We start from the raw sequence: 18,701 nt of genomic DNA, 5'->3' as shown, positions 1-18,701 counted from the left end.
AAGCCCCGATGACCCAGCAATTGATCAACGGAGCTGTGCTCTGTGCGGTATATATCCTGTTCAGCCTGGGTCTTACGCTCTCCTGGGGCGCCTTGGACGTGCTGAACCTGGCGCACGGCGCCCTGATGATGTTCAGCGCCTTCACCGCCTACGTCGTGACGCAGTACATCGCGCTGCCGCTCTGGCTGCTCTTCGTCATCGGCGTCGGCACCGCCGGCGTCCTCACGCTGCTGCTCGACGTCGTCGTCTTCCGGCACATCCGGGCGAGGGTCCCCGACAAACGACAAGCCGAGCTGCTCACGCTGATCGCGGGCGTGGGCGCCGCGGGCATCCCGGTCACCCTCGCCGTGGCCTACACGCACGACAGCCCGTTCGGCATCGGGCACCTCGACTGGAGCACCTACAAGCTCGGCGAGCACACCCACATCTCCACGGTCCAGGCCGCGATCATCCTGGCCGGCGCGGTGCTGTGCACCGTGGTGGCGATGTGGGTGTCGCGCACCCGCACCGGGCGGGCGCTGCGGGCGGTCGCCTACGACGGGGAGACGGCCGAGCTGATGGGCGTGAACACCCGGGCGCTGTCGGCGGTGACGATGCTCATCGCCGGCTCCCTGGCCGGGCTGGCCGGCATGCTGCTGGTGATCTACCTCGGCGCGCTGACGCCGGGCAGCGGCGAGCCGTTCATGCTCAAGGGCTTCGCGATCATCATCCTCGGCTCGGTCGGCAGCGTCTGGGGCACCGCGATCGGGGCGGTCGTGCTGGCCGGCACCGAGACGATCGTCATCTCCCAGACGTCGGGCACCTGGGTCGACGCGATCTCGTTCGCGATCATTCTCCTGGTCATCGTGCTGCGCCCGCAGGGCGTGGTCGGCAAAGGATTGGCGGAACGGGTATGAGCAGCTGGTACTTCGGCCATCTCACGCTGATCCAGGGCATGCTGATCAGCATCCCGCTGGCGATGAGCGTCCAGATCGCGCTGCGCTCGGGCGTGTTCAGCTTCGCCAGCATCGGCTTCTACGGCATCGGCGCCTACGGCACCGGCATCCTCGTCATCCGCGACTGGCCGGTGCTGCCGGCGATCGCGCTGATGGTCGTGGTCTCCGGGCTCGTCGCGTACTTCATGTCGATCCCGCTGATCCGGCTGCGCGGGCTGTATCTCGGCATGGTCACCTTCGCCTTCGACCTCATCCTCACGGTCGTGGCGACCAACGGCGGCGAGCTGACCGGCGGCGCCCTCGGCCTGCTGGGCGTGCCGCTCGGCGTCGGCACGGGCGGGCTGCTGGCCGCCGCGGTCTTCGCCGTGCTGCTGGTCAGCCAGCTGGAGCGGCGGGCCGTCGGCCGGGCGCTGGTCGGCATCAAGAACAGCGAGGAGCTGGTGATGAGCGTCGGCGTGGACCTCAAGCGCCGCAAGCGGATCGTCTTCGCCATCTCCGGCGCGCTGGGCGCCCTGTCCGGCTCGCTCTACGTGCTGACGTTCAGCACCGTGCAGCCGACGTCGGCCGGCTTCACGCTGATCATCACCACGCTGACGATGGCCGTCATCGGCGGCACCTCGTCGTGGATCGGCGCGGTGATCGGCACGATCATCATCACCTGGCTGCCGTCGCTGGCCGCGACCATCGGCGAGTACCAGCACCTGGTCTACGGCGTCGTGCTGGTGCTCGTGGTGATGTACGCGCCCGAGGGCGTCCTCGGCGCGCTGCGCTGGCTGTGGCAGCGGGTCGCACCCGGCCTGCGGGCGGCGCGGCCACCGGGACCGGCGCCGGCCGGGGTGGCACCGGCTGCCCCGCCGCCGGTGGGCGACCCCACCACGACGGCCGAGCCGGTGGCCGCGGACCGGGCGAAGGGCGCAGCGCGATGACCGACGCGATGACGCAGGCCGCACCGGACGCCGGCGGCGCCCCCGCCACGGCCGTGCCGGCGCTCGAGGTCCGCGAGGCCGCGGTGAACCTCGGCGGCGTGAAGGCCCTCGACGGGGTGTCCCTGACCGTGCACGACGGCCGGCTCTACGGGCTGGCCGGCCCGAACGGCTCCGGCAAGAGCACCCTGCTGGCGGCCATCTCCCGGCTGCTCGACCTGACCAGCGGCAACATCCTGATCGGCGGCGCGGACGTCATGCGCCGCTCGCCGTTCCAGGTCGCGCAGCTGGGCCTGGCCCGCACGTTCCAGACGGTCCGGCTGATGCCGCAGTTCTCGGTGCTGGAGAACGCGATGTTCGGCGCCGACCAGGCCGTCTTCGGCTCGTCGTTCGTCAAGCAGTGGCTCATGCCGTGGTGGACCCGCGGGCGCGAGGCGCAGGTGCGGGCCCGGGCCGAGGCGGCGCTGGACCGGCTGCACCTCATGGACCTGCGCGACGAGCTGCCGCTGAACCTGTCCTACGGCACGCAGCGCAAGGTGGAGATCGCCCGCGCGCTCGCGGCGGAGCCGCACCTGCTCCTGCTCGACGAGCCGACGGCGGGCATGAACCGGGCCGAGCGCGACGAGATCGGCGAGCTGCTGCTGCGGCTGCGCCACGAGGGCGTCACGCAGATCCTGGTCGAACACGACCTGAAGATGATGGTCGACATCTGCGACCACCTGTACGTGCTGGACTCCGGCCACCGCATCGCGTCCGGCCGGCCCGCGGAGGTCATCCGCGAGCCGCAGGTGGTCGAGGCCTACCTGGGGAGGGGTCGCCGTGCCGCTGCTTGAGATCTCCGACGTGGTGGTCCGCTACGGGGCCGTCACCGCCGTGCAGGGCTTCTCCGGCTCGGTCGGCGACGGCGACATCGTGGTCGTGCTCGGGCCGAACGGCGCGGGCAAGACGTCGCTGCTGCGCTCGGTGGCCGGGCTGGTGCCCAAGGCCGGCGGCCGGGTGATGTTCGACGGCACCGACATCACCCGCTGGCGCACGCACCGGATCAGCCGGGCCGGCATCGCGCTGGTGCCCGAGGGCCGGCGGATCTTCAGCCCGCTGTCGGTGCAGGACAACCTGCTGATCGGCGCGTACGCGCGCACGTCCACGCAGGACAAGGCGAAGCTGCTGAGCGACATCTACGACCGGTTCCCGGTGCTGGCCGAGCGCCGCAACCGGCAGGCGGGGCTGCTCAGCGGCGGCGAGCAGCAGATGCTCGCGTTCGGCCGGGCCCTCATGAGCTCGCCGAAGCTCATGATGATGGACGAGCCGTCCATGGGCCTGGCGCCGGTCGCGGTCGACATCGTGATGACCACGGTGCAGTCGATCGCCGCCTCCGGCATCGCCGTGCTCATGGTCGAGCAGAACGCGGCCATGGCCCAGGAGCTGGCCACGAAAGCCATCGTCATGGAGCGTGGCGAGATCACCGAGGTGGACACGACGGGCCGGATCAAGTCCGGCGTCGGCAGCCTCAGCGGTTTCGTGGACCTCGACACCTCTGACACCTCTGACACCCCGGACGAGCCCGTCGCCCGCTGAGTGCGCCCCGCCCACCGGCGGGCCTCGGCGGCGGCAAAATCTATGCGCATCTTACGACGACTTACCATTGCCCGGCCGTCACTGCCAACTCTATGATGCGAATCATAGGTCTAGATAGGCCGCCGGGTGCTCAACGATGAGGACGGTTCTCGTGGACAGCTTCGACAGACTCACACGGCGGCCCCGGGCGCTCGTCGCCCTCGGTGCCGCGGTCACGCTCGTGCTCGCCGGCTGTGGCAGCGATTCGGGCGGTGGCGACAGTGCCGGCGGCGGCCTTCCCGCCACCGTCAAGGTCGTCGCGATCTCGGAGACCACCGGCTTCGCCGGCCCTGCCGGCAAGGCCAGTGAGAACGGCCAGAAGGTCGCGATCGAGGAGATCAACAGCAGCGGCTTCCTCGGCAGCTCCAAGCTGGAGATCGACTTCAAGGACACCGGCAGCCAGCCCGCCCAGGGCGTCGCGCTGCTCAACCAGGCGATCCAGTCCGGCGCCAGCGTGGTGCTCGGCTCGATCCTGTCGACCGTGGTGGCCGCCGAGGCGCCGCTCGCCGAGCGGGCCAAGGTGCCCATGATCTACCTGTCCAGCAGCGGCGAGTTCGCCCAGGGCAGCCAGTACGTCTGGGCCGCGACGCCGCCCGCCGACCAGTACTTCCACTGGCAGGCCGAGTACCTGCGGGACAAGAACGCCAAGAACGTCGCCGTCATCTACAACTCCGACGTCTCCAGCACCCAGAAGTGGGCCGACTCGGTCTGGCCGCAGGCGTCCCAGGCGGCCGGGCTGAACATCGTGGCCAAGGAGGCCTCGCCCACGTCGGCCACCGACGCCTCCGGCGTGGTGTCCAAGGTGGTCGCCAAGAACCCCGACGCCGTCGTCGTGCTCGCCTCCGGTACCGCCAACAACGCCATCGTCCTGGCGCTGCGCCGGGCCAACTTCACCGGCATCATCGCCGGCTCCATCGGCATGGCGGGCGCCGTCAACCCGCTCAAGGAGCAGGGCTACGGCGTGGTGTGGCCGACGAACTTCAGCAACCTGGTCGAGACCCAGGAGGCGAAGAACTTCGTCGACCGCTACCAGAAGATGTTCAACGCCCTGCCGAACAACTACGCCGCCGCCGCCTACGACGAGGTGTGGTTCCTGGCCCGGGCGCTGAAGGAGGCCAACAGCACCAACCGCGAGGCGATCAACAAGGCCTTGCAGAAGGTCGGCGCGGCCGGGTTCAGCGGTGCGCTGGGCAAGCTGCAGTACAAGGACAACGTCTCGCAGGCGCCCGGTCTGCTGATCGAGTGGCGCGACGACAAGGAAGTCCCGATCAAGGGGTACGGCAACTGACCTGCCGCCCGAGCCGAGCCCGGTGGTGCCCGTGTTCCCCGCGCACGGGCACCACCGGCCGCCACCGTCGAAGGAGCCGACGCCAATGCCCGTTGCCAATCCGGTCATCGAGAGGATGAGCCGGGCCGACCTGCTCGGCTTCGTCGAGCGGGCCGCCGTCGCGGCGGTGCGGCGCGCGGCCGAGACGTCGCCGCTGCACCGGTGGCGCTACGCCCGCACGGACCTGCGGCCCGAGCGCCTCCGGACGCTCGACGACGTGCGGCGGCACGTGCCCACGGTGACCAAGCTCGACCTGCTGGAGTTCCAGGAGACGCTGCCCGGCGGCGGTGCCGAGCCGGCCGATCCCACGGTCCGGCAGCTGCACCTGACCAGCGGCACCAGCGGCGTCGGCCGGGAGATCTACCCGCGGGGCAGCCACGACCTGGCCGGCCTGGGTATCCCCGGCGCCTACGAGTACCTCTGGGGCGGCCTGGTGCCGGGCGACCGGCTCATGCTGACCATCCCGTACGGCCAGACCATGGCCGGGCCCTACTTCCAGGAGACCTGCGCCGCGGCCGGCCTCGTGCCGATCAACGCGTTCGCCGGCAGCACCGCCGACCGGCTGCGCGACCTGCAGCGCTTCGCCTGTGCCGGCCTGTCCGGCACGCCCTCCTACGTGCACCGGCTCACCCTGGAGGCCCGGGAAGCCGGGCTGGACCCGGCCCGGGACCTGCCGTCGCTGAAGGCGATCTTCCTGTCCGGCGAGCCCTACGGCCCGGCCTGGGCCCACGACGTCGCGACCTTCTGGCGGGCGACGGTCTGCGAGGGCTGGGGCGCCACGCAGACCCTCGGCGTGGCGATGTGCACCTGCGAGCGGGGCGCCGTGCGCCTCGACGAGGACGGCACCGCCCGGCACGCGCTGCTGCACGGCCTGGACCACCGCTGCTGGATCGAGGTCCTCGACCCCGACGGCAACCCGGTCGGCCCGGGCGAGACCGGCGAGATCGTGGTGACCATGCTGCGGCCCAGCGCCCAGCCGACGATCCGCTTCCGGATGGCCGACAAGGTCCAACTGCTGGAGCCCGGCTCGTGCGGCTGCGGCCGCCCGCTGTCCTGCTACGCGGCCGGCACCATCGGCCGGGTCGACGACATGATGAAGATCCGCGGCATGAACGTCTGGCCGGACGCGATCGACGCGGTGCTGCTGCGCTCGCCGGTGGTCGACTACCGCGGCCGGATCTACAGCGACGACCGCGGCCGCGAGTCCGTCGACGTGACGATCGCGCTGGAGTCCGGCACCCCGCCGGAGTCCGCGGCGGCGCTGCCGGAGCGGCTACGGCACGCGGTGAAGCGGGCCGTCGGCATCACGGTCGACATCTCGGTGGTCGACGTGCGGCAGATGCCCGTCCAGCAGTTCAAGTCCCGGCGCTGGCGCGACGACCGGGCCGTGCGGATGGCAGGAGCGACCAATGGCTGACGACACCGCGACGGACGCCACGCAACGGCTGCAGGCGGCGACCGTGCAGGCCTGGCAGGCGGTCGAGCGGATGCGCGCCCGCCTCGGCGAGCTCGGCGACGCCGGGGTGCTGTCGATCCTCGGCGAGCGCATCGCCGCGCTGCTCGGCGAGTTCGCCTGGGAGGCCGGCATCGTCGACCCGGCGCTCGCGGCGGCCTCGCTGCCGGCCGGGGTGCGCCTCGACCACGTCGGGCTCGTGGTGGGCGACCTGCGCGCGGCCGCCGCCCTCTACGGCGACGCGCTCGGCGGGACGCTCGTCTCCGGCGGCCTCCACAGTGGACTCGGCGTGCACAGCCTGCACTACACCTTCGCCGGCGGCGGCAAGGTCGAGCTGCTCCAGCCGGTCCAGGACGGCCCGATCAGGCAGTTCCTGGAGACCCGCGGCGGCGGCATGCACCACCTCACGTTCTTCACCGACGACCTGACCGCCACCATCGACGGCCTCGACCGCGGCGGGCTCAAGGTGGTCGACGTCGACCGCAGCGCACCCGAGTGGCACGAGGCGTACCTCAGCCCGCGCAGTACCCAGGGATGCGTCATCCAGCTCGCGCAGAGCCCGGACCTCCCGCCGGTTCCCGGCGTCTCCGTCGACGGCGTCCTCGCCGGCGAGTGGGAGTGGCGGGACCACCGCGCCCAGCGCACCACGATCGAGACAGGACGGTGAGGACGTGTACGACGTACTGAACGGCGTCCGGGTGGTGGAGCTGTCCACCTGGACGATGGTTCCGTCCTGCGGCGCGGTGTGCGCCGAGTGGGGCGCGGACGTCATCAAGATCGAGCATCCCAGCGGCGACCCCCAGCGCCGGGTGCGGTTCACCCCGTCGGCGGACGAGCCGGCCGCGCTGACCATGACCCACCTGCCCAACCGCGGCAAGCGCAGCGTCGCCCTCGACCTGCACGCCGAGCGCGGCCGGGAGGTGCTGCTGCGGCTGGTCGAGTCGGCCGACGTGTTCCTCACCAACTTCCTCGCCCCGGCCCGGCGCAAGCTGCGCGTCGACGTCGAGGACCTGCGCGCGGTCAACCCGCGGCTGGTCTACGCCAAGGCGACCGGGCAGGGTCCGAAGGGGCCCGACGCCGACCTCGGCGGCTACGACATCTCGGCCGGCTGGGCCCGGCCCAGCATGGTCCAGCAGATGATGGCGTTCGGTGCGGACGAGCCGCCGGCCATGCCGCCCGGCCTGGTCGACCTCCAGGCCGGCTTCAACCTCGCGGCGGGCATCGCGGGCGCGCTGTTCAAGCTGGAGCGCACCGGGCAGCCGTCGGTGGTCGACGTGTCGCTGCTGTCGGCGGCGCTGTGGATGCTCGGGCCGAACCTGTCGGCCGCGTACTACGACTCCGAGATCCTGCACGCCACCGGCCGGTACGATCCCGCGCACGGCGCGCTGACCAACAGCTACCGCACGCGCGACGGCCGCTGGCTGTACCTGGTCTTCATCGAGCCGGACCGCTACTGGCACGACTTCTGCCGCCGCATCGACCGGCCCGACCTGGCCGCCGACCCGCGCTTCGCCACCGCCGAGGTCCGCGCGCAGCACGTCAAGGCGTGCGTCGACGAGCTCGAAGCGGTGTTCGCCACGCGCACGCTCGACGAGTGGCGGGCCGCCCTCGACGGCATGGAGGGCCCGTGGGCGCCGGTGCAGACCGCCGCCGAGACGGTGCGCGACCCGCAGGTCGTCGCCAACGGCTACCTCGGCTTCGCGGGTGCGGGCGACGCGGCGTTCGCGCTCGTGTCGAACCCGGTGCAGTTCGACGGGCAGCCGGTGGGTCCGGTGGCGCTCGCGCCGGCGGTGGGGGAGCACAGCGACACGGTCCTGGCCGGACTCGGTTACGACCCGGAGACGATCCGGGCGCTGCACGACGAGGGAGTGGTGGGATGACACCGGGTGAGGTGGTCGCCAAGACGGTCGGCGCGGAGGAGATCTCGGCCTCGGCGATCCGGCGGTACGTCGAGGCGCACGAGATGCGCTGCCCGCTCTACAGCGACGAGGCCACGGCCCGCGCGCACGGCCACGACTCGGTCATCGCGCCGTGGTCGATGCTGCTGACCGCGGCGATGCCGGCCTACTGGGAGCCGGGCCAGGAACCGCTGCCCCCGGGCGCGCTCCCGCCGTTCATGTGGACGAAGCTCGACCTGCCCGGCACCGAGATGGTGACCACCAGCGTCGACCTGGAGTTCCTGGCGCCGCTGCGCATCGGCGACCGGATCGAGACCACCTACCGCATCGTGCGCACGACGCCGAAGACGACGCGGGTCGGCGAGGGCGTCTACGTCGACTTCGAGCTGGAGTTCCACCGGCAGGACGGCACGCTCGTCGCGGTCGAGCGCACCTCGATCTACAGCTACACGCCGTTCGGGAGCGCGTCGTGACCGCGCCCGCCGTGGGAGCCGCCGTCGGCCCGCTGTCGATGTTCCTGTCGCTGCAGCGGCTCATCATGGTCTCCGGCGCCAACCGCGACTTCGCGCCGACGCACATCGACAACGAGGCCGCCCGCGAGGGCGGCGCCCCGGCCGCCTACGCCGACATCATGTTCGTCTTCACGATGATCGACCGGCTGCTGCTGGAGTGGGCCGGACCCGCCGCGGTGCTGCGCCGGATCGGGCCGGTGAAGCTGCACGACTTCGTGCTCTGCGGCGAGCCGCTCGAGGTGACCGGCACGGTCGGCCGCGTGACGCCGGCCGCGGCGCCCGACGGCCGGCCGGGCACCGAGGTCGAGGTCGAGATCGCGTTCGTGCAGGGGGAGCGGCGGCCGGTCACCGGCCGCGGGCACGTCTGGCTGCCGGCCTGACCGCGCGCGGGGCCGGGCCGCCACCGTCAGGTGATGGTCCGGTCCCAGCGGATCACGTGGTCCATCACCTCGGGGAACTTCAGCTCGGCATACTTCACGTACTCGTTGATGTGGTCGCGCATGCGGTCCTCGGCGGCCTGCGGGTCGCGCGACATCAGCGCGTGGTAGATCTCGTCGTGCGCCTTGACGATCGCCGCGCGGCGCGGGCTGGGGTATTCGATGCCGATGACCGTGCCGTCGAGGATGCCCAGCAGCGAGTCGACGATGTAGCCGAACAGGGTGTTGCCCGACGACCACGCGATGATGTCGTGGAAGCGCTGGTTGGCCTCCAGGAACAGGTCCTGGTTGTCGAGGTGGTCGCGCATCTGGTCGATGGTGCCGCCGAGCTCGGCCAGCGACTCGTCCGAGATCCGCTCGGCGGCGAGGCGGCTGATCATCGGCTCCAGCGCGGTGCGGACCTCGACGATGTTGCGGAACGGTGCCTGCTTGAGCTGCATGAGCAGCACGAGCGTGCTGGCGAGGTGGGAGGCGTTGGGATCGGTGAGGATCGGCCCGCCGCGCGGGCCCGGCTTGATCACGATGACGCCCTGGAACTCCAGGAAGCGCAGCGCCTCGCGCAGCGTGCCGCGGCCCGTCTCGTAGCGCTCCAGCATGGTGCGCTCGGGCTCGAGGTGGTCGCCGGGCTTGAGTCGCTCATACTGCACGTCGCGGATGATCCGCTGGGCGAGGAGCATGGCTGCCTTCTGCGGGCGGTGGCCCCCGTTTGCGGGCGGGCTCATCATCGGATGCATCGCTCCTCCAGCGTCACAATTCCATGGCAAACATTACCATCGTTACGCCGGATCCGGTGACTCCGTGTTACCGGGTTCCGGGTCCGACGTCCAGCCCGCTGCGAGGTCCGTCGACAGGTGCACGGTGATTGTCTTCGATAGGAACAAGGGCCGCTGACCCGACACGTCGATCCGGTCGTGGTATTCGCCCCAGCCGATCACCGAACGGGCGGGATCGCGGCCGACGAAGTGGAAGTGGGCCGCGGCGGCGACGACGTCGTCGCTCTCGGCGCTGAGGCCGGGGCTCGCGACGAAGTGCCGCTTCCGCGACGGGTCGAGATCCCACGCGGCGCGGAAGGCCTCGGCGATCTGCGCCGCGCCGGTGAACGTGCCGCGCGGGTTGCGCAGGACGGCCCGCTCGTGGAACAGGGCCGTGACCGCCTCGACCGACCGGGTGTCGACGGCGGCCGCGTAGGCGTGCAGGAGGCCGCGGGCGAGCTCCAGGCGCTCCAGCCGGCGGACCCGCGCGGCCAGGTCGCGCAGCGCGGCCATGGCCGCAACGGTCTCGGCGTCGTCCATGCCGGGCCTCCCATCACGTCGGGCGAACGCCGATCGTACCGTATAATCATGTTCACGATTAGTATGAACTGCCGGTCCGGTCGGTGATCATAGCCACGGGCAAGCCGGGTCGCGGGGCGCTCGTGCGCCGGCTTCGCCGACCTCGACCGGGCCGACCTCGAACGCGGTGTACCGCCCGCCGGCGCGCCCGGGTGTCCGTCCCGGCGCGGGCGCGCGCGGCGGGACCTGGAGCAACTGGCCGAGCCGGTGGCGCACCCGCGCCCTCGTGCGGTGCGCCTGCCTGTCGAAGCCACCCGGAGCTACGCGCGATCCTCGAGCACGGGCCGGCCTCGCGCGTGCGGGCTCGTGCGATCCTCGCCGCCGCCGGGGCGAGCGACCCCGGCCAGGCCGGGCAACCGAGCCGCGGCAGTGGGTCAGGAGGCTGTGGCGGGCTTCTTGGTGGGATCGGCCGAGGTGGTGCCGTGCGTGGGGCGGCGGGTCAGGACCCGGGGCCCGGAAGCCGTGATGGCGACCGTGTGCTCGGAGTGGGCGGTGCGGGAGCCGTCGGCGGAGCGGATCGTCCAGCCGTCGTTGTCATACCTGATTTTGGCGGTGGAGCGGCAGAACCAGGGCTCGATGGCGATGGTGAGGCCGGGATCGAGTTTCATGCCGCGGCGGGCGCGGCCGTCGTTGGCGACGTGCGGGGCCTCGTGCATGGTGCGGCCGATACCGTGGCCGCCGAACTCGCCGTTGACGCCGTAGCCGTAGGAGTGGGCGACCTCGCCGATCGCGGCGGAGACGTCGCCGAGGCGGCCGCCGGGCTGGGCGGCGGTGATGGCGGCCTCCAGCGCGACCTCGGTGGCCTCGATCAGCCTCAGGTCGGCCGGGTCGGGGGTGCCGACGATGACGGAGAGCGCGGAGTCGGCGACCCAGCCGTCGATGCCGACCGCCATGTCGATGCTGAGCAGGTCACCGTCCCGCAGGACGTAGTCGTGCGGCAGGCCGTGCAGCACCGCGTCGTTGACCGACAGGCACAGCACGTTGCGGAACGGGCCGCGGCCGAACGAAGGGGCGTAGTCCCAGTAGCAGGACTCGGCGCCGCGTTCCTTGATCCGGCGGCGGGCGTGGTGTTCGAGGTCCATCAGGTTGACGCCGACTGCCGCGACACCGCTCAGCTCGGCGAGCAGCTCGCCGACGAACTGGCCGGTCACCGCCATTCGGTCGATCTCCTCGGCGGACTTGAGCTCGATCACGACAGCCTCCCTTTCCGTTTGCGGTATTTTTATACCACGCCCGGTCGGGGGCGCTCGGAGGGATATCCTGCTGGCATGGTTCGCCAACCGCTCACCCCCGAACAGATCGCAGCGGGCCAGCGCCTCGGAGTCGCCCTCCGGGCCGCGCGGGCCGACCGCAGCCTTGTCGAGGTGGCCCTGGCGGCCGGCATCTCCCCCGAGACGCTGCGCAAGATCGAGGCGGGCCGCCTTCCCGCACCGGCGTTCGGCACGGTGGTCTGCCTCAGCCAGGCCCTCGACGTCCCCCTCAGCGACCTGGCCGACGTCTGGCTGGCCGACATGCCCATCCGCCAGGCGTCCTAGCGGGCCGTCCCAGGGCCGTCCCGGGGCAATCCCAGGGCAATCCCATCGGCTCACCGGTCGGTGGCGTGACCGCCGGTCACCTTCGTCGTTGTTCATGACGCCATGACAGGTATGCCGGTTTAGCCCTATATGCGGCTTATCGGGAAGCGCCGAAGGGATGTCGCCATGACCCAGCTCGACGGTCCTGGTGTGTTGCCGCAGTACGGCAGCGGCGAGTACTACGAGCGCAACGCCGGCTACGACCTCGACGGGCCGTTCAAAGCGCGCGACATGCTCCGCGTCCTGCATCCCGTGCTCGCCCAGCATGGCTACAAGGTCAGATCGTTCGCCGACGTCGGCTGCGGTGGTGGCCGGTCGACCAAGGCGATCCTCGACGGTCTCGTCGACGCGGGCCACCCGGTGGAGACCGCCCTCGGGTACGAGGTGAGCCCGCACGTGCTCGGGCTGCGCCATGAGGGCGTCGAGTTCCGGCACGAGGACTTCACCGAGTCGGGCGCCGACGTCGATCTCGTGGCGCTGTTCGACGTGTTCGAACACGTGCCGGACCCGATCGGGTTCGTGCGCAGCGTCGCGGAGCGCTGCGACCTGCTGGCCATGCACATCCCGCTCGACGACAACGTCGGCAATGCCGTGCTCAACCGGTACCGCAGCCTGATGGACGACCCGGGGCACGTGGTCTTCTTCGACACGGCCAGCGCGCTGACGTTCGTCGCGATGGCCGGGATCACGGTGCAGAACTTCCGCTACACCTACCCGCACCGCTGGCCGAGCTCCCGCACCAGCGCGGCGCACCGGCTCGCCAAACCGCTGCGGGCGATGCTCGTGGCGGTCAACCCGTGGCTGGCGTACAAGCTGGTCGGCGGGGTGAGCCTGATGGTGCTCGGGCTGACACCGCGCGGGCACCGGACCATCGCCCGCCGGTGATCGCGCTCGTCACCGCGGACGCGCCCCCGGCCCCGCCGCCGCCACGACCGCTGGCCCGCTGGTGGGTGGCCTGGCTGCCGCCCGTCGCAGCCGCGCTGTTCACCGTGTGCTTCCTCGACTTCCACGGCGTGCCGATGCGCACCACCGCCCGGTTCGCCGGCTACCTCGGCGGCGGGGTCCTCCTGCCCGGCATGCTGCTGTGGCGCTACCTCCAGGGCCGGTCCGGCCGGCTGGTCAGCGACGCGGCCGCCGGGCTCGCGCTCGGCTACGCCTGCGAGGTCCTGACCTACATCGCCGCCCGGTCGGCCGGACTGCCACGGCTGGCCCCGGCATGGGCCGTCATCACCGTCGTCGCGTTCGCGGCCGTGCCGGGCCTGCGCCGGTACTGGCGAGGACAGGGGCCGGGGGAGCGCACGCCGGCGATGTGGTCCGCGGTGCTCTCCGCGGCGGCGATGGTCCTGCTGTGGTGGAGTGGCGTGGCGTTCTTCCGCACCCACGACCTGAACGAGCCCGGCATGCGGGCCCCGGACGGCGACTCGATGTTCCACCTCGCCCTGATCGGCGAGGCCCGCCACCACATGCCGATCATGTCGCCGTGGCTGCCGGACCAGCCGCTGCTGTACCACTGGTTCGCCTACGCCGACATGGCCGCCACCTCGTGGGGCACCGGCATCGAACCGCAGGTGCTGCTCCTGCGACTCTCGCCGCTGCCGATGGTGTTCGGCCTGCTCGCCCTCATCGGCGTGCTCGGCGTGCGGCTGACCGGCCGCTGGTGGGCCGGTGCCGCCGCGGCCCTCGTCGCCTGGTTCGCCCTCGCCCCGACCCCGTACCCGTGGCGGCTGCACGGCTGGTTCAGCACCTTCGCCACCAACGCCTACGAGGACGGTTCCCTGCTGCGGGCCCAGATGTGGACCAGCCCCACCCAGACGTTCGGCGCCGTCCTCTTCGCCGGCCTCGCCCTCGCCCTCGTCGAACTGCTCACCGCCCCCACCGCGCGCCGATGGGCCGCGGTCGTCCTGCTCATGGCGGCGGTGACCGGCGGCAAGGCCACCTTCCTGCCGATGCTCCTCGGCGGGCTGCTGCTCGTCGCCGCCGTCGAACTGGTCCGCCGGCGTCGCCCGCACCGCACCGCCCTCGCCGCGGCCGGGCTCACCCTGGCCGCGATCGCCGTCGCGCAGCTCGTCCTCTTCCGCGGCGCCGTGCAGGGCATGGCGATCCAGCCGCTGCACTTCGCCCGGATCTCCGGCGCCCCCTACACCGCCGGCTTCGCCACCCCGGACGTCGGCCCCGCCTGGCGGCTGCTGCTCGTCGCCGCGATCACCCTGCTGTGCTGGGCCTGCATCTGGCCCGGCCTCGCCGCGCTGCGCCGGCTGCACACCGACCGGCAGGTGCTGGCCGAGCCGGTCGTCATGATGCTCGGCATCGGCCTGGCCGGCGTGGCCGCCCTCGCCGTCTTCGGCCACGAGGGCGGCGCCGAGGGCTGGTTCATGGTCTCCGGCCGCCCCTACCTCACCCTCGCCGCCGTCGCCGGCATCGTGCTCGTCACGCCGGCCGCCGTGCCCGCGCGCCGGCTCGTCACCGCCGCCGTGATCGCCGCCGCGGCCGGCGGCCTGGCGACGCTCGTCGTCAGGGAACAGCTGAGCCGGCGCATCCCAGCACCCGCGGCCACCGGCGGTCCACTGTGGACCGCCTGGGCGCTGCTCTGGCCGTACCTCGCCGTCGCCGCGCTCGTCGGCCTGCTCGCCGTCGTCGTGCGCCTCGCCGACCTGCCCGGCAAGCGTGCGCTCTGCGCGGCCTTCCTCGCCGGGACGTGCGCGGCCACCAGCGTCGTCCACCTGTACCGGTGGACCCACGACGCCACCCGGACCGGCTGGCGCGGCGCCGTCGTCGCCCCGATCTACATCCCGCACGGCACCAGGACCGCCGGCCGCTGGCTGCGCGACCATTCCCAGCCCGGCGACCTGGTCGCCACCAACGCCCACTGCCTCCTGCTGCCCGGCACGCCACCCGACGCCTGCGACAACCGCCACTTCGCCTTCTCCGCCTACACCGAACGGCGCTTCCTCATCGAGGCGTGGGGCTTCACCGACCGCACCCACCGGGCCGGCCAGCACCACGGCGTCAACTTCGTCTACGCCCCGTACTGGGAGCCCGCGAAACTCGCCGACAACGACACCGCGTTCACCAGCCCCAGCCGCGAACGCATGCATCGCCTCGCCGACCACTACGGCGTGCGCTGGCTCTTCGTCGACGAGTCCTACGGCACCGTCGCACCGGACCTCGGCGACTACGCCACGTTCAGGTTCCGAGCCGGCGCGATCGCCGTCTACCAGCTCACCAACCGCTGACCTGCGTGCCGGACCCCCGGAGATGCAACAGCGCAGACGTGCGCGTGGCAGGCTCGGAACGGACAATCGCTCGGTCCGGGTGAGTCTGGCGGGACCCCGTGGATATTGGTTTGTACGGGTACGGCTCCGGGACGCGACGCGCCGATCCAGGCGCGGCGTGACGCCAAGATCCACGATCCATGGAGGTCATCGTGACCACCACGGCCATCGATCTGGACACGCTCTCCGTCAACACCATCCGCGGCCTGTGCATGGACGCGGTCCAGCGGGCGGAGTCCGGACATCCGGGTACGCCGATGGGCCTCGCGCCGGTCGCATACACGCTGTGGCAGCGGTTCCTGCGGTTCGACCCGGCCGATCCGATCTGGCCGAACCGGGACCGGTTCGTGCTGTCCGAGGGCCATGCCTCGGCCCTGCTCTGGTCGCTGCTGCACCTGGCCGGGGTACGCACGGTCGACGCCGAGTACGAGGTCCTCGGCCGTCCGTCGGTCACCATCGAGGACCTCAAGACCTTCCGGCAGCTCGACTCGCGCTGTCCGGGCCACCCCGAGTACCGGTGGACGAGCGGGGTCGAGACCACCACCGGGCCGCTCGGCCAGGGGGACGCGACCTCGGTGGGGATGGCCATCGCCGGCCAGTGGCTGGCCGCGAGGTACAACCGCGACGACTTCCGGCTCTTCGACTTCGACGTGTACTCGATCACCGGGGACGGCGACCTGATGGAAGGCGTCGCCTCCGAGGCGGCCTCGCTCGCCGGTCACCAGCGGTTGGCCAACCTGTGCTGGATCTACGACTCGAACCGGGTGACCATCGAGGGCCACACCGACCTCACGTTCACCGAGGACGTGGCCGAGCGCTTCCTGGCATACGGCTGGAACGTGACGACCGTCGCGGACGCCAACGACCTCGGCGCGGTGGAGCGGGCACTGCACAGCTTCCGGGCCGAACAGGAGCGCCCGACGCTGATCGTGGTGCACAGCCACATCGGGTACGGCTCCCCGGTCGAAGGCACCGCGCAGGCACACGGCGAGCCACTCGGCCCGCAGGCCGTCCGGGAGACCAAACGGTTCCTCGGCATGCCCGAGGACGCCGACTTCTACGTCCCGGACGGGGTGTACGACTGGTTCGCCCGAGGCATCGGTGCGCGCGGCAGCGCCGCGCGTGACGCGTGGCGGTCGACCTTCGAGGCGTACCGCGGCAGGTACCCGCAGCTGGCCGACGAGATCGAGCGGATGCAGCGGCGGGAGCTCCCGGACGGCTGGCAGGAGGCGCTGCCGACGTTCCCGGCCGATGCGAAGGGGCTCGCCACCCGGGACTCCTCGGGTCAGGTGCTCAACGCGCTCGCACAGGCGGTGCCGTGGCTGTTGGGCGGGTCGGCCGACCTCGCCCCGTCCACCAAGACACGCCTGGTGTTCCCCGGCGCCGGCGATTTCCAGGCCGATGACCGGTCGGGGCGCAACTTCCACCTCGGTGTCCGCGAGCACGCGTCGGCGGCGATCGCCAACGGGATGGCGCTGTCCAAGCTCCGTCCCTACTGGTCGGGCTTCCTGATCTTCTCCGACTACGCCCGTGCGGCGATCCGGCTGTCGGCGTTGATGGAGATCCCGACCGTGCACATCTTCAGCCACGACTCGATCGGGGTCGGCGAGGACGGACCCACCCATCAGCCGGTCGAGCAGCTCGCCTCGCTGCGGGCCATGCCGGGCCTGCTGGTGTTCCGCCCGGCCGACGCGAACGAGGTGGTCGAAACCTGGCGGGTCGTCGCCGGACTGCGCCGTGCACCGGCGGCGCTGGTGCTCTCCCGGCAGCCGCTGCCCACGTTGGACCGCAGCCGGCTGGCCGCCGCGTCCGGGGTCGCGATGGGCGGGTACGTGCTGGCCGACGCGCCGTCCGGCGAGCCGGACGTGATCCTGCTGGCCACCGGCTCGGAGGTGGCGCTCGCCCTCGCCGCGCGCGACGAGCTCGCCGCCGGCGGGATCGGGGCCCGGGTGGTGAGCATGCCGTGCTGGGAGCTGTTCGACCGGCAGCCACGCCGGTACCGCGACGAGGTGCTGCCCCCGTCGGTGCGGGCCCGGGTCGCGATCGAGCAGGCGTCCACGCTCGGCTGGGAGCGGTACGTGGGGGACGCCGGCGCGGTCGTCGGCATGCACACCTTCGGCGCCTCCGCGCCACTCAAGCAGCTGCTGAGGAAGTTCGGGTTCACGCCCGAACGGGTGACCGAGGTCGCCCGGGAACAGGTGGCCGCGAACACCTGACCGCCGAGGCGGCCTCATCCGGATCCGGCAAGGAGGGAGGGGACGTGAAAGCAACCCAGATCCTGCACGAGCACGGGCAGAGCCTCTGGCTCGACAACATCACCCGGGGCATGCTCGACTCCGGCCAGATCCAGCAGTACATCGACAAGTACTCGGTCACCGGGCTCACGTCGAACCCGTCGATCTTCGACAAGGCCATCGAGTCCGGCTACTACGACGACGCGATCCGGCAGAAGTCCGCGACCGGGTGTTCCGACGAGGAGTTGTTCGTCGAGCTGGCGATCGAGGATCTGCGCCGGGCGGCGGACGAGTTCCTGCCGGTGCACGAGCGCACCGACGGCGTGGACGGCTGGGTGTCGCTTGAGGTGTCGCCGCTGCTCGCGTTCGACACGGCGGCCACGATCGAGGCCGCCAAGACGCTGCACGCGAAGGCCGCGCGGTCCAACGTGATGATCAAGATTCCGGGCACGGCCGAGGGCCGGCCGGCGATCACCGAGTGCGTCGCGTCCGGGGTGCCCGTGAACGTCACCCTGCTGTTCTCACCGGAGCAGTACGAGGCCGCCGCGGACGCGTACCTCGCCGCCGTCGAGCGCCGGCTTGACCACCAGCTCGATCCCGCCGTGGGGTCGGTCGCCTCGGTCTTCATGTCCCGCTGGGACGACGCGGTGGCCACCCGCGTGCCGGAGGAGTTGAAGGACCAGCTCGGGCTGGCCGTCGGACTCGCCACCTACCGGGCGTACCGGCGGCTCATGGACTCCGACCGGGTACAGCGGGTGCAGAACTCGGGCGGGCGGATCCAACGGCTGCTGTGGGCCAGCACCAGGACGAAGGACCCGGCCGCCTCCGACACGCTCTACGTCCACGGGCTCGCCGCGCCGTTCACGATCAACACCATGCCCGACACCACGCTGCAGGCGTTCTACGACCACGGCGAGATAGGGGAGCCGATGCCCGCCGACGGCGACGACTGCGACGCGATGCTGGCCCGGTTCCGTGACGCCGGCGTCGACGAGGCCGCCCTCGCCGCGAAACTGCAGTCCGACGGAGCGAAGAAGTTCGTCGCCGCCTGGAACGACCTCGTGGAGAGGATCTCCGCGCAGCGCGCCGCGGTCGCCTGACGCGTGCAAAGAACCGGTCCCGGACCTCGGGTGAGGTCCGGGACCGGGTGCACCGGGCGCGCGGGTCAGGCGTTGACGAGTTCCTGCTGCG

18 protein-coding genes are annotated in these 18,701 nt (G+C 71.7%); 15 read left to right on the top strand and 3 right to left on the bottom strand.

Going from position 1 to position 18,701, the window contains the following annotated elements; translation table 11 throughout:
- Positions 1-8 precede the first annotated feature (8 nt).
- The 10 genes from IEZ31_RS11020 (at position 9) to IEZ31_RS10975 (ending at position 9,042) form a co-directional block, all read left to right on the top strand.
- Positions 9-896 (top strand): branched-chain amino acid ABC transporter permease, encoded by an 888-nt coding sequence (locus tag IEZ31_RS11020; protein ID WP_190249694.1) that lies wholly within the window; start codon positions 9-11, stop codon positions 894-896.
- Entirely contained in the window at positions 893-1,861 is a 969-nt protein-coding gene (locus tag IEZ31_RS11015) for a branched-chain amino acid ABC transporter permease (protein ID WP_190249693.1), read from the top strand. Before IEZ31_RS11020 ends, IEZ31_RS11015 begins: the two co-directional genes overlap by 4 nt.
- On the top strand, positions 1,858-2,691 hold the full coding sequence (locus IEZ31_RS11010) for an ABC transporter ATP-binding protein (protein ID WP_229834675.1): 834 nt from the start codon (positions 1,858-1,860) through the stop codon (positions 2,689-2,691). Before IEZ31_RS11015 ends, IEZ31_RS11010 begins: the two co-directional genes overlap by 4 nt.
- Positions 2,678-3,433 (top strand): ABC transporter ATP-binding protein, encoded by a 756-nt coding sequence (locus tag IEZ31_RS11005; protein WP_190249692.1) that lies wholly within the window; start codon positions 2,678-2,680, stop codon positions 3,431-3,433. Before IEZ31_RS11010 ends, IEZ31_RS11005 begins: the two co-directional genes overlap by 14 nt.
- 136 nt (positions 3,434-3,569) lie before the next feature.
- A complete protein-coding gene (locus IEZ31_RS11000) occupies positions 3,570-4,760 on the top strand; it encodes an ABC transporter substrate-binding protein (protein ID WP_190249691.1) in 1,191 nt (396 codons plus the stop codon).
- An 85-nt stretch (positions 4,761-4,845) separates the two neighbouring features.
- Positions 4,846-6,216: a phenylacetate--CoA ligase family protein gene (locus IEZ31_RS10995; protein WP_190249690.1), complete on the top strand. Its 1,371-nt coding sequence runs from the start codon at positions 4,846-4,848 to the stop codon at positions 6,214-6,216.
- Positions 6,209-6,919 carry a VOC family protein gene (locus tag IEZ31_RS10990; RefSeq protein WP_190249689.1) on the top strand — a complete coding sequence of 237 codons (711 nt, stop codon included), beginning with the start codon at positions 6,209-6,211 and terminating at the stop codon, positions 6,917-6,919. Before IEZ31_RS10995 ends, IEZ31_RS10990 begins: the two co-directional genes overlap by 8 nt.
- Before the next feature lie 4 nt (positions 6,920-6,923).
- On the top strand, positions 6,924-8,132 hold the full coding sequence (locus tag IEZ31_RS10985; RefSeq protein ID WP_190249688.1) for a CaiB/BaiF CoA transferase family protein: 1,209 nt from the start codon (positions 6,924-6,926) through the stop codon (positions 8,130-8,132).
- Complete coding sequence (locus IEZ31_RS10980; RefSeq protein WP_190249687.1) at positions 8,129-8,623, top strand: MaoC family dehydratase; 495 nt, start codon at positions 8,129-8,131, stop codon at positions 8,621-8,623. Before IEZ31_RS10985 ends, IEZ31_RS10980 begins: the two co-directional genes overlap by 4 nt.
- Positions 8,620-9,042: a hotdog family protein gene (locus IEZ31_RS10975; protein ID WP_190249686.1), complete on the top strand. Its 423-nt coding sequence runs from the start codon at positions 8,620-8,622 to the stop codon at positions 9,040-9,042. The genes IEZ31_RS10980 and IEZ31_RS10975 overlap by 4 nt, the downstream gene beginning before the upstream one ends.
- Before the next feature lie 26 nt (positions 9,043-9,068).
- Here the strand turns inward: IEZ31_RS10975 and IEZ31_RS10970 are convergent, their stop codons facing one another.
- The 3 genes from IEZ31_RS10970 to map form a co-directional block, all read right to left on the bottom strand.
- Entirely contained in the window at positions 9,069-9,776 is a 708-nt protein-coding gene (locus IEZ31_RS10970; protein WP_190249685.1) for a FadR/GntR family transcriptional regulator, read from the bottom strand.
- Between the two features lie 99 nt (positions 9,777-9,875).
- Complete coding sequence (locus IEZ31_RS10965; RefSeq protein WP_190249684.1) at positions 9,876-10,391, bottom strand: nuclear transport factor 2 family protein; 516 nt, start codon at positions 10,389-10,391, stop codon at positions 9,876-9,878.
- A gap of 413 nt (positions 10,392-10,804) precedes the next feature.
- Positions 10,805-11,623: a type I methionyl aminopeptidase gene (gene map / locus IEZ31_RS10960; RefSeq protein WP_190249683.1), complete on the bottom strand. Its 819-nt coding sequence runs from the start codon at positions 11,621-11,623 to the stop codon at positions 10,805-10,807.
- 75 nt (positions 11,624-11,698) lie between these two features.
- Between map and IEZ31_RS10955 the strand changes: the two genes are divergently transcribed.
- The 5 genes from IEZ31_RS10955 to tal all read left to right on the top strand — a co-directional run bounded on the left by IEZ31_RS10955 (position 11,699) and on the right by tal (position 18,610).
- Positions 11,699-11,965, top strand: coding sequence for a helix-turn-helix domain-containing protein (locus IEZ31_RS10955; RefSeq protein ID WP_190249682.1), 267 nt, complete (start codon positions 11,699-11,701; stop codon positions 11,963-11,965).
- A gap of 165 nt (positions 11,966-12,130) precedes the next feature.
- Complete coding sequence (locus IEZ31_RS10950) at positions 12,131-12,889, top strand: class I SAM-dependent methyltransferase (RefSeq protein WP_190249681.1); 759 nt, start codon at positions 12,131-12,133, stop codon at positions 12,887-12,889.
- Positions 12,886-15,237, top strand: coding sequence for a hypothetical protein (locus IEZ31_RS10945; RefSeq protein WP_190249680.1), 2,352 nt, complete (start codon positions 12,886-12,888; stop codon positions 15,235-15,237). The genes IEZ31_RS10950 and IEZ31_RS10945 overlap by 4 nt, the downstream gene beginning before the upstream one ends.
- 191 nt (positions 15,238-15,428) lie before the next feature.
- Complete coding sequence (tkt, locus tag IEZ31_RS10940; protein WP_229834674.1) at positions 15,429-17,492, top strand: transketolase; 2,064 nt, start codon at positions 15,429-15,431, stop codon at positions 17,490-17,492.
- A gap of 44 nt (positions 17,493-17,536) precedes the next feature.
- Positions 17,537-18,610: a transaldolase gene (gene tal, locus IEZ31_RS10935; RefSeq protein ID WP_190249678.1), complete on the top strand. Its 1,074-nt coding sequence runs from the start codon at positions 17,537-17,539 to the stop codon at positions 18,608-18,610.
- Positions 18,611-18,701: the final 91 nt, after the last annotated feature.

This window comes from Dactylosporangium sucinum, from assembly GCF_014647515.1.
Taxonomy (GTDB): Bacteria; Actinomycetota; Actinomycetes; order Mycobacteriales; family Micromonosporaceae; genus Dactylosporangium; species Dactylosporangium sucinum.
Note: the sequence above shows the minus strand (reverse complement) of the source record. Positions and strands in the feature narration are given on the sequence as shown.

Bases quoted from the DNA above. Each gene is read 5' to 3' on its own strand.
- IEZ31_RS11000 (WP_190249691.1), top strand. From the start codon at position 3,570: ATGAGGACGGTTCTCGTGGACAGCTTCGACAGACTCACACGGCGGCCC.
- IEZ31_RS10990 (WP_190249689.1), top strand. From the start codon at position 6,209: ATGGCTGACGACACCGCGACGGACGCCACGCAACGGCTGCAGGCGGCG.
- IEZ31_RS10995 (WP_190249690.1), top strand. From the start codon at position 4,846: ATGCCCGTTGCCAATCCGGTCATCGAGAGGATGAGCCGGGCCGACCTG.
- IEZ31_RS11020 (WP_190249694.1), top strand. From the start codon at position 9: ATGACCCAGCAATTGATCAACGGAGCTGTGCTCTGTGCGGTATATATC.
- IEZ31_RS10965 (WP_190249684.1), bottom strand. From the start codon at position 10,391: ATGGACGACGCCGAGACCGTTGCGGCCATGGCCGCGCTGCGCGACCTG.
- IEZ31_RS11015 (WP_190249693.1), top strand. From the start codon at position 893: ATGAGCAGCTGGTACTTCGGCCATCTCACGCTGATCCAGGGCATGCTG.
- IEZ31_RS10970 (WP_190249685.1), bottom strand. From the start codon at position 9,776: ATGCTCCTCGCCCAGCGGATCATCCGCGACGTGCAGTATGAGCGACTC.
- IEZ31_RS11010 (WP_229834675.1), top strand. From the start codon at position 1,858: ATGACCGACGCGATGACGCAGGCCGCACCGGACGCCGGCGGCGCCCCC.
- IEZ31_RS10950 (WP_190249681.1), top strand. From the start codon at position 12,131: ATGACCCAGCTCGACGGTCCTGGTGTGTTGCCGCAGTACGGCAGCGGC.
- IEZ31_RS10980 (WP_190249687.1), top strand. From the start codon at position 8,129: ATGACACCGGGTGAGGTGGTCGCCAAGACGGTCGGCGCGGAGGAGATC.
- IEZ31_RS10955 (WP_190249682.1), top strand. From the start codon at position 11,699: ATGGTTCGCCAACCGCTCACCCCCGAACAGATCGCAGCGGGCCAGCGC.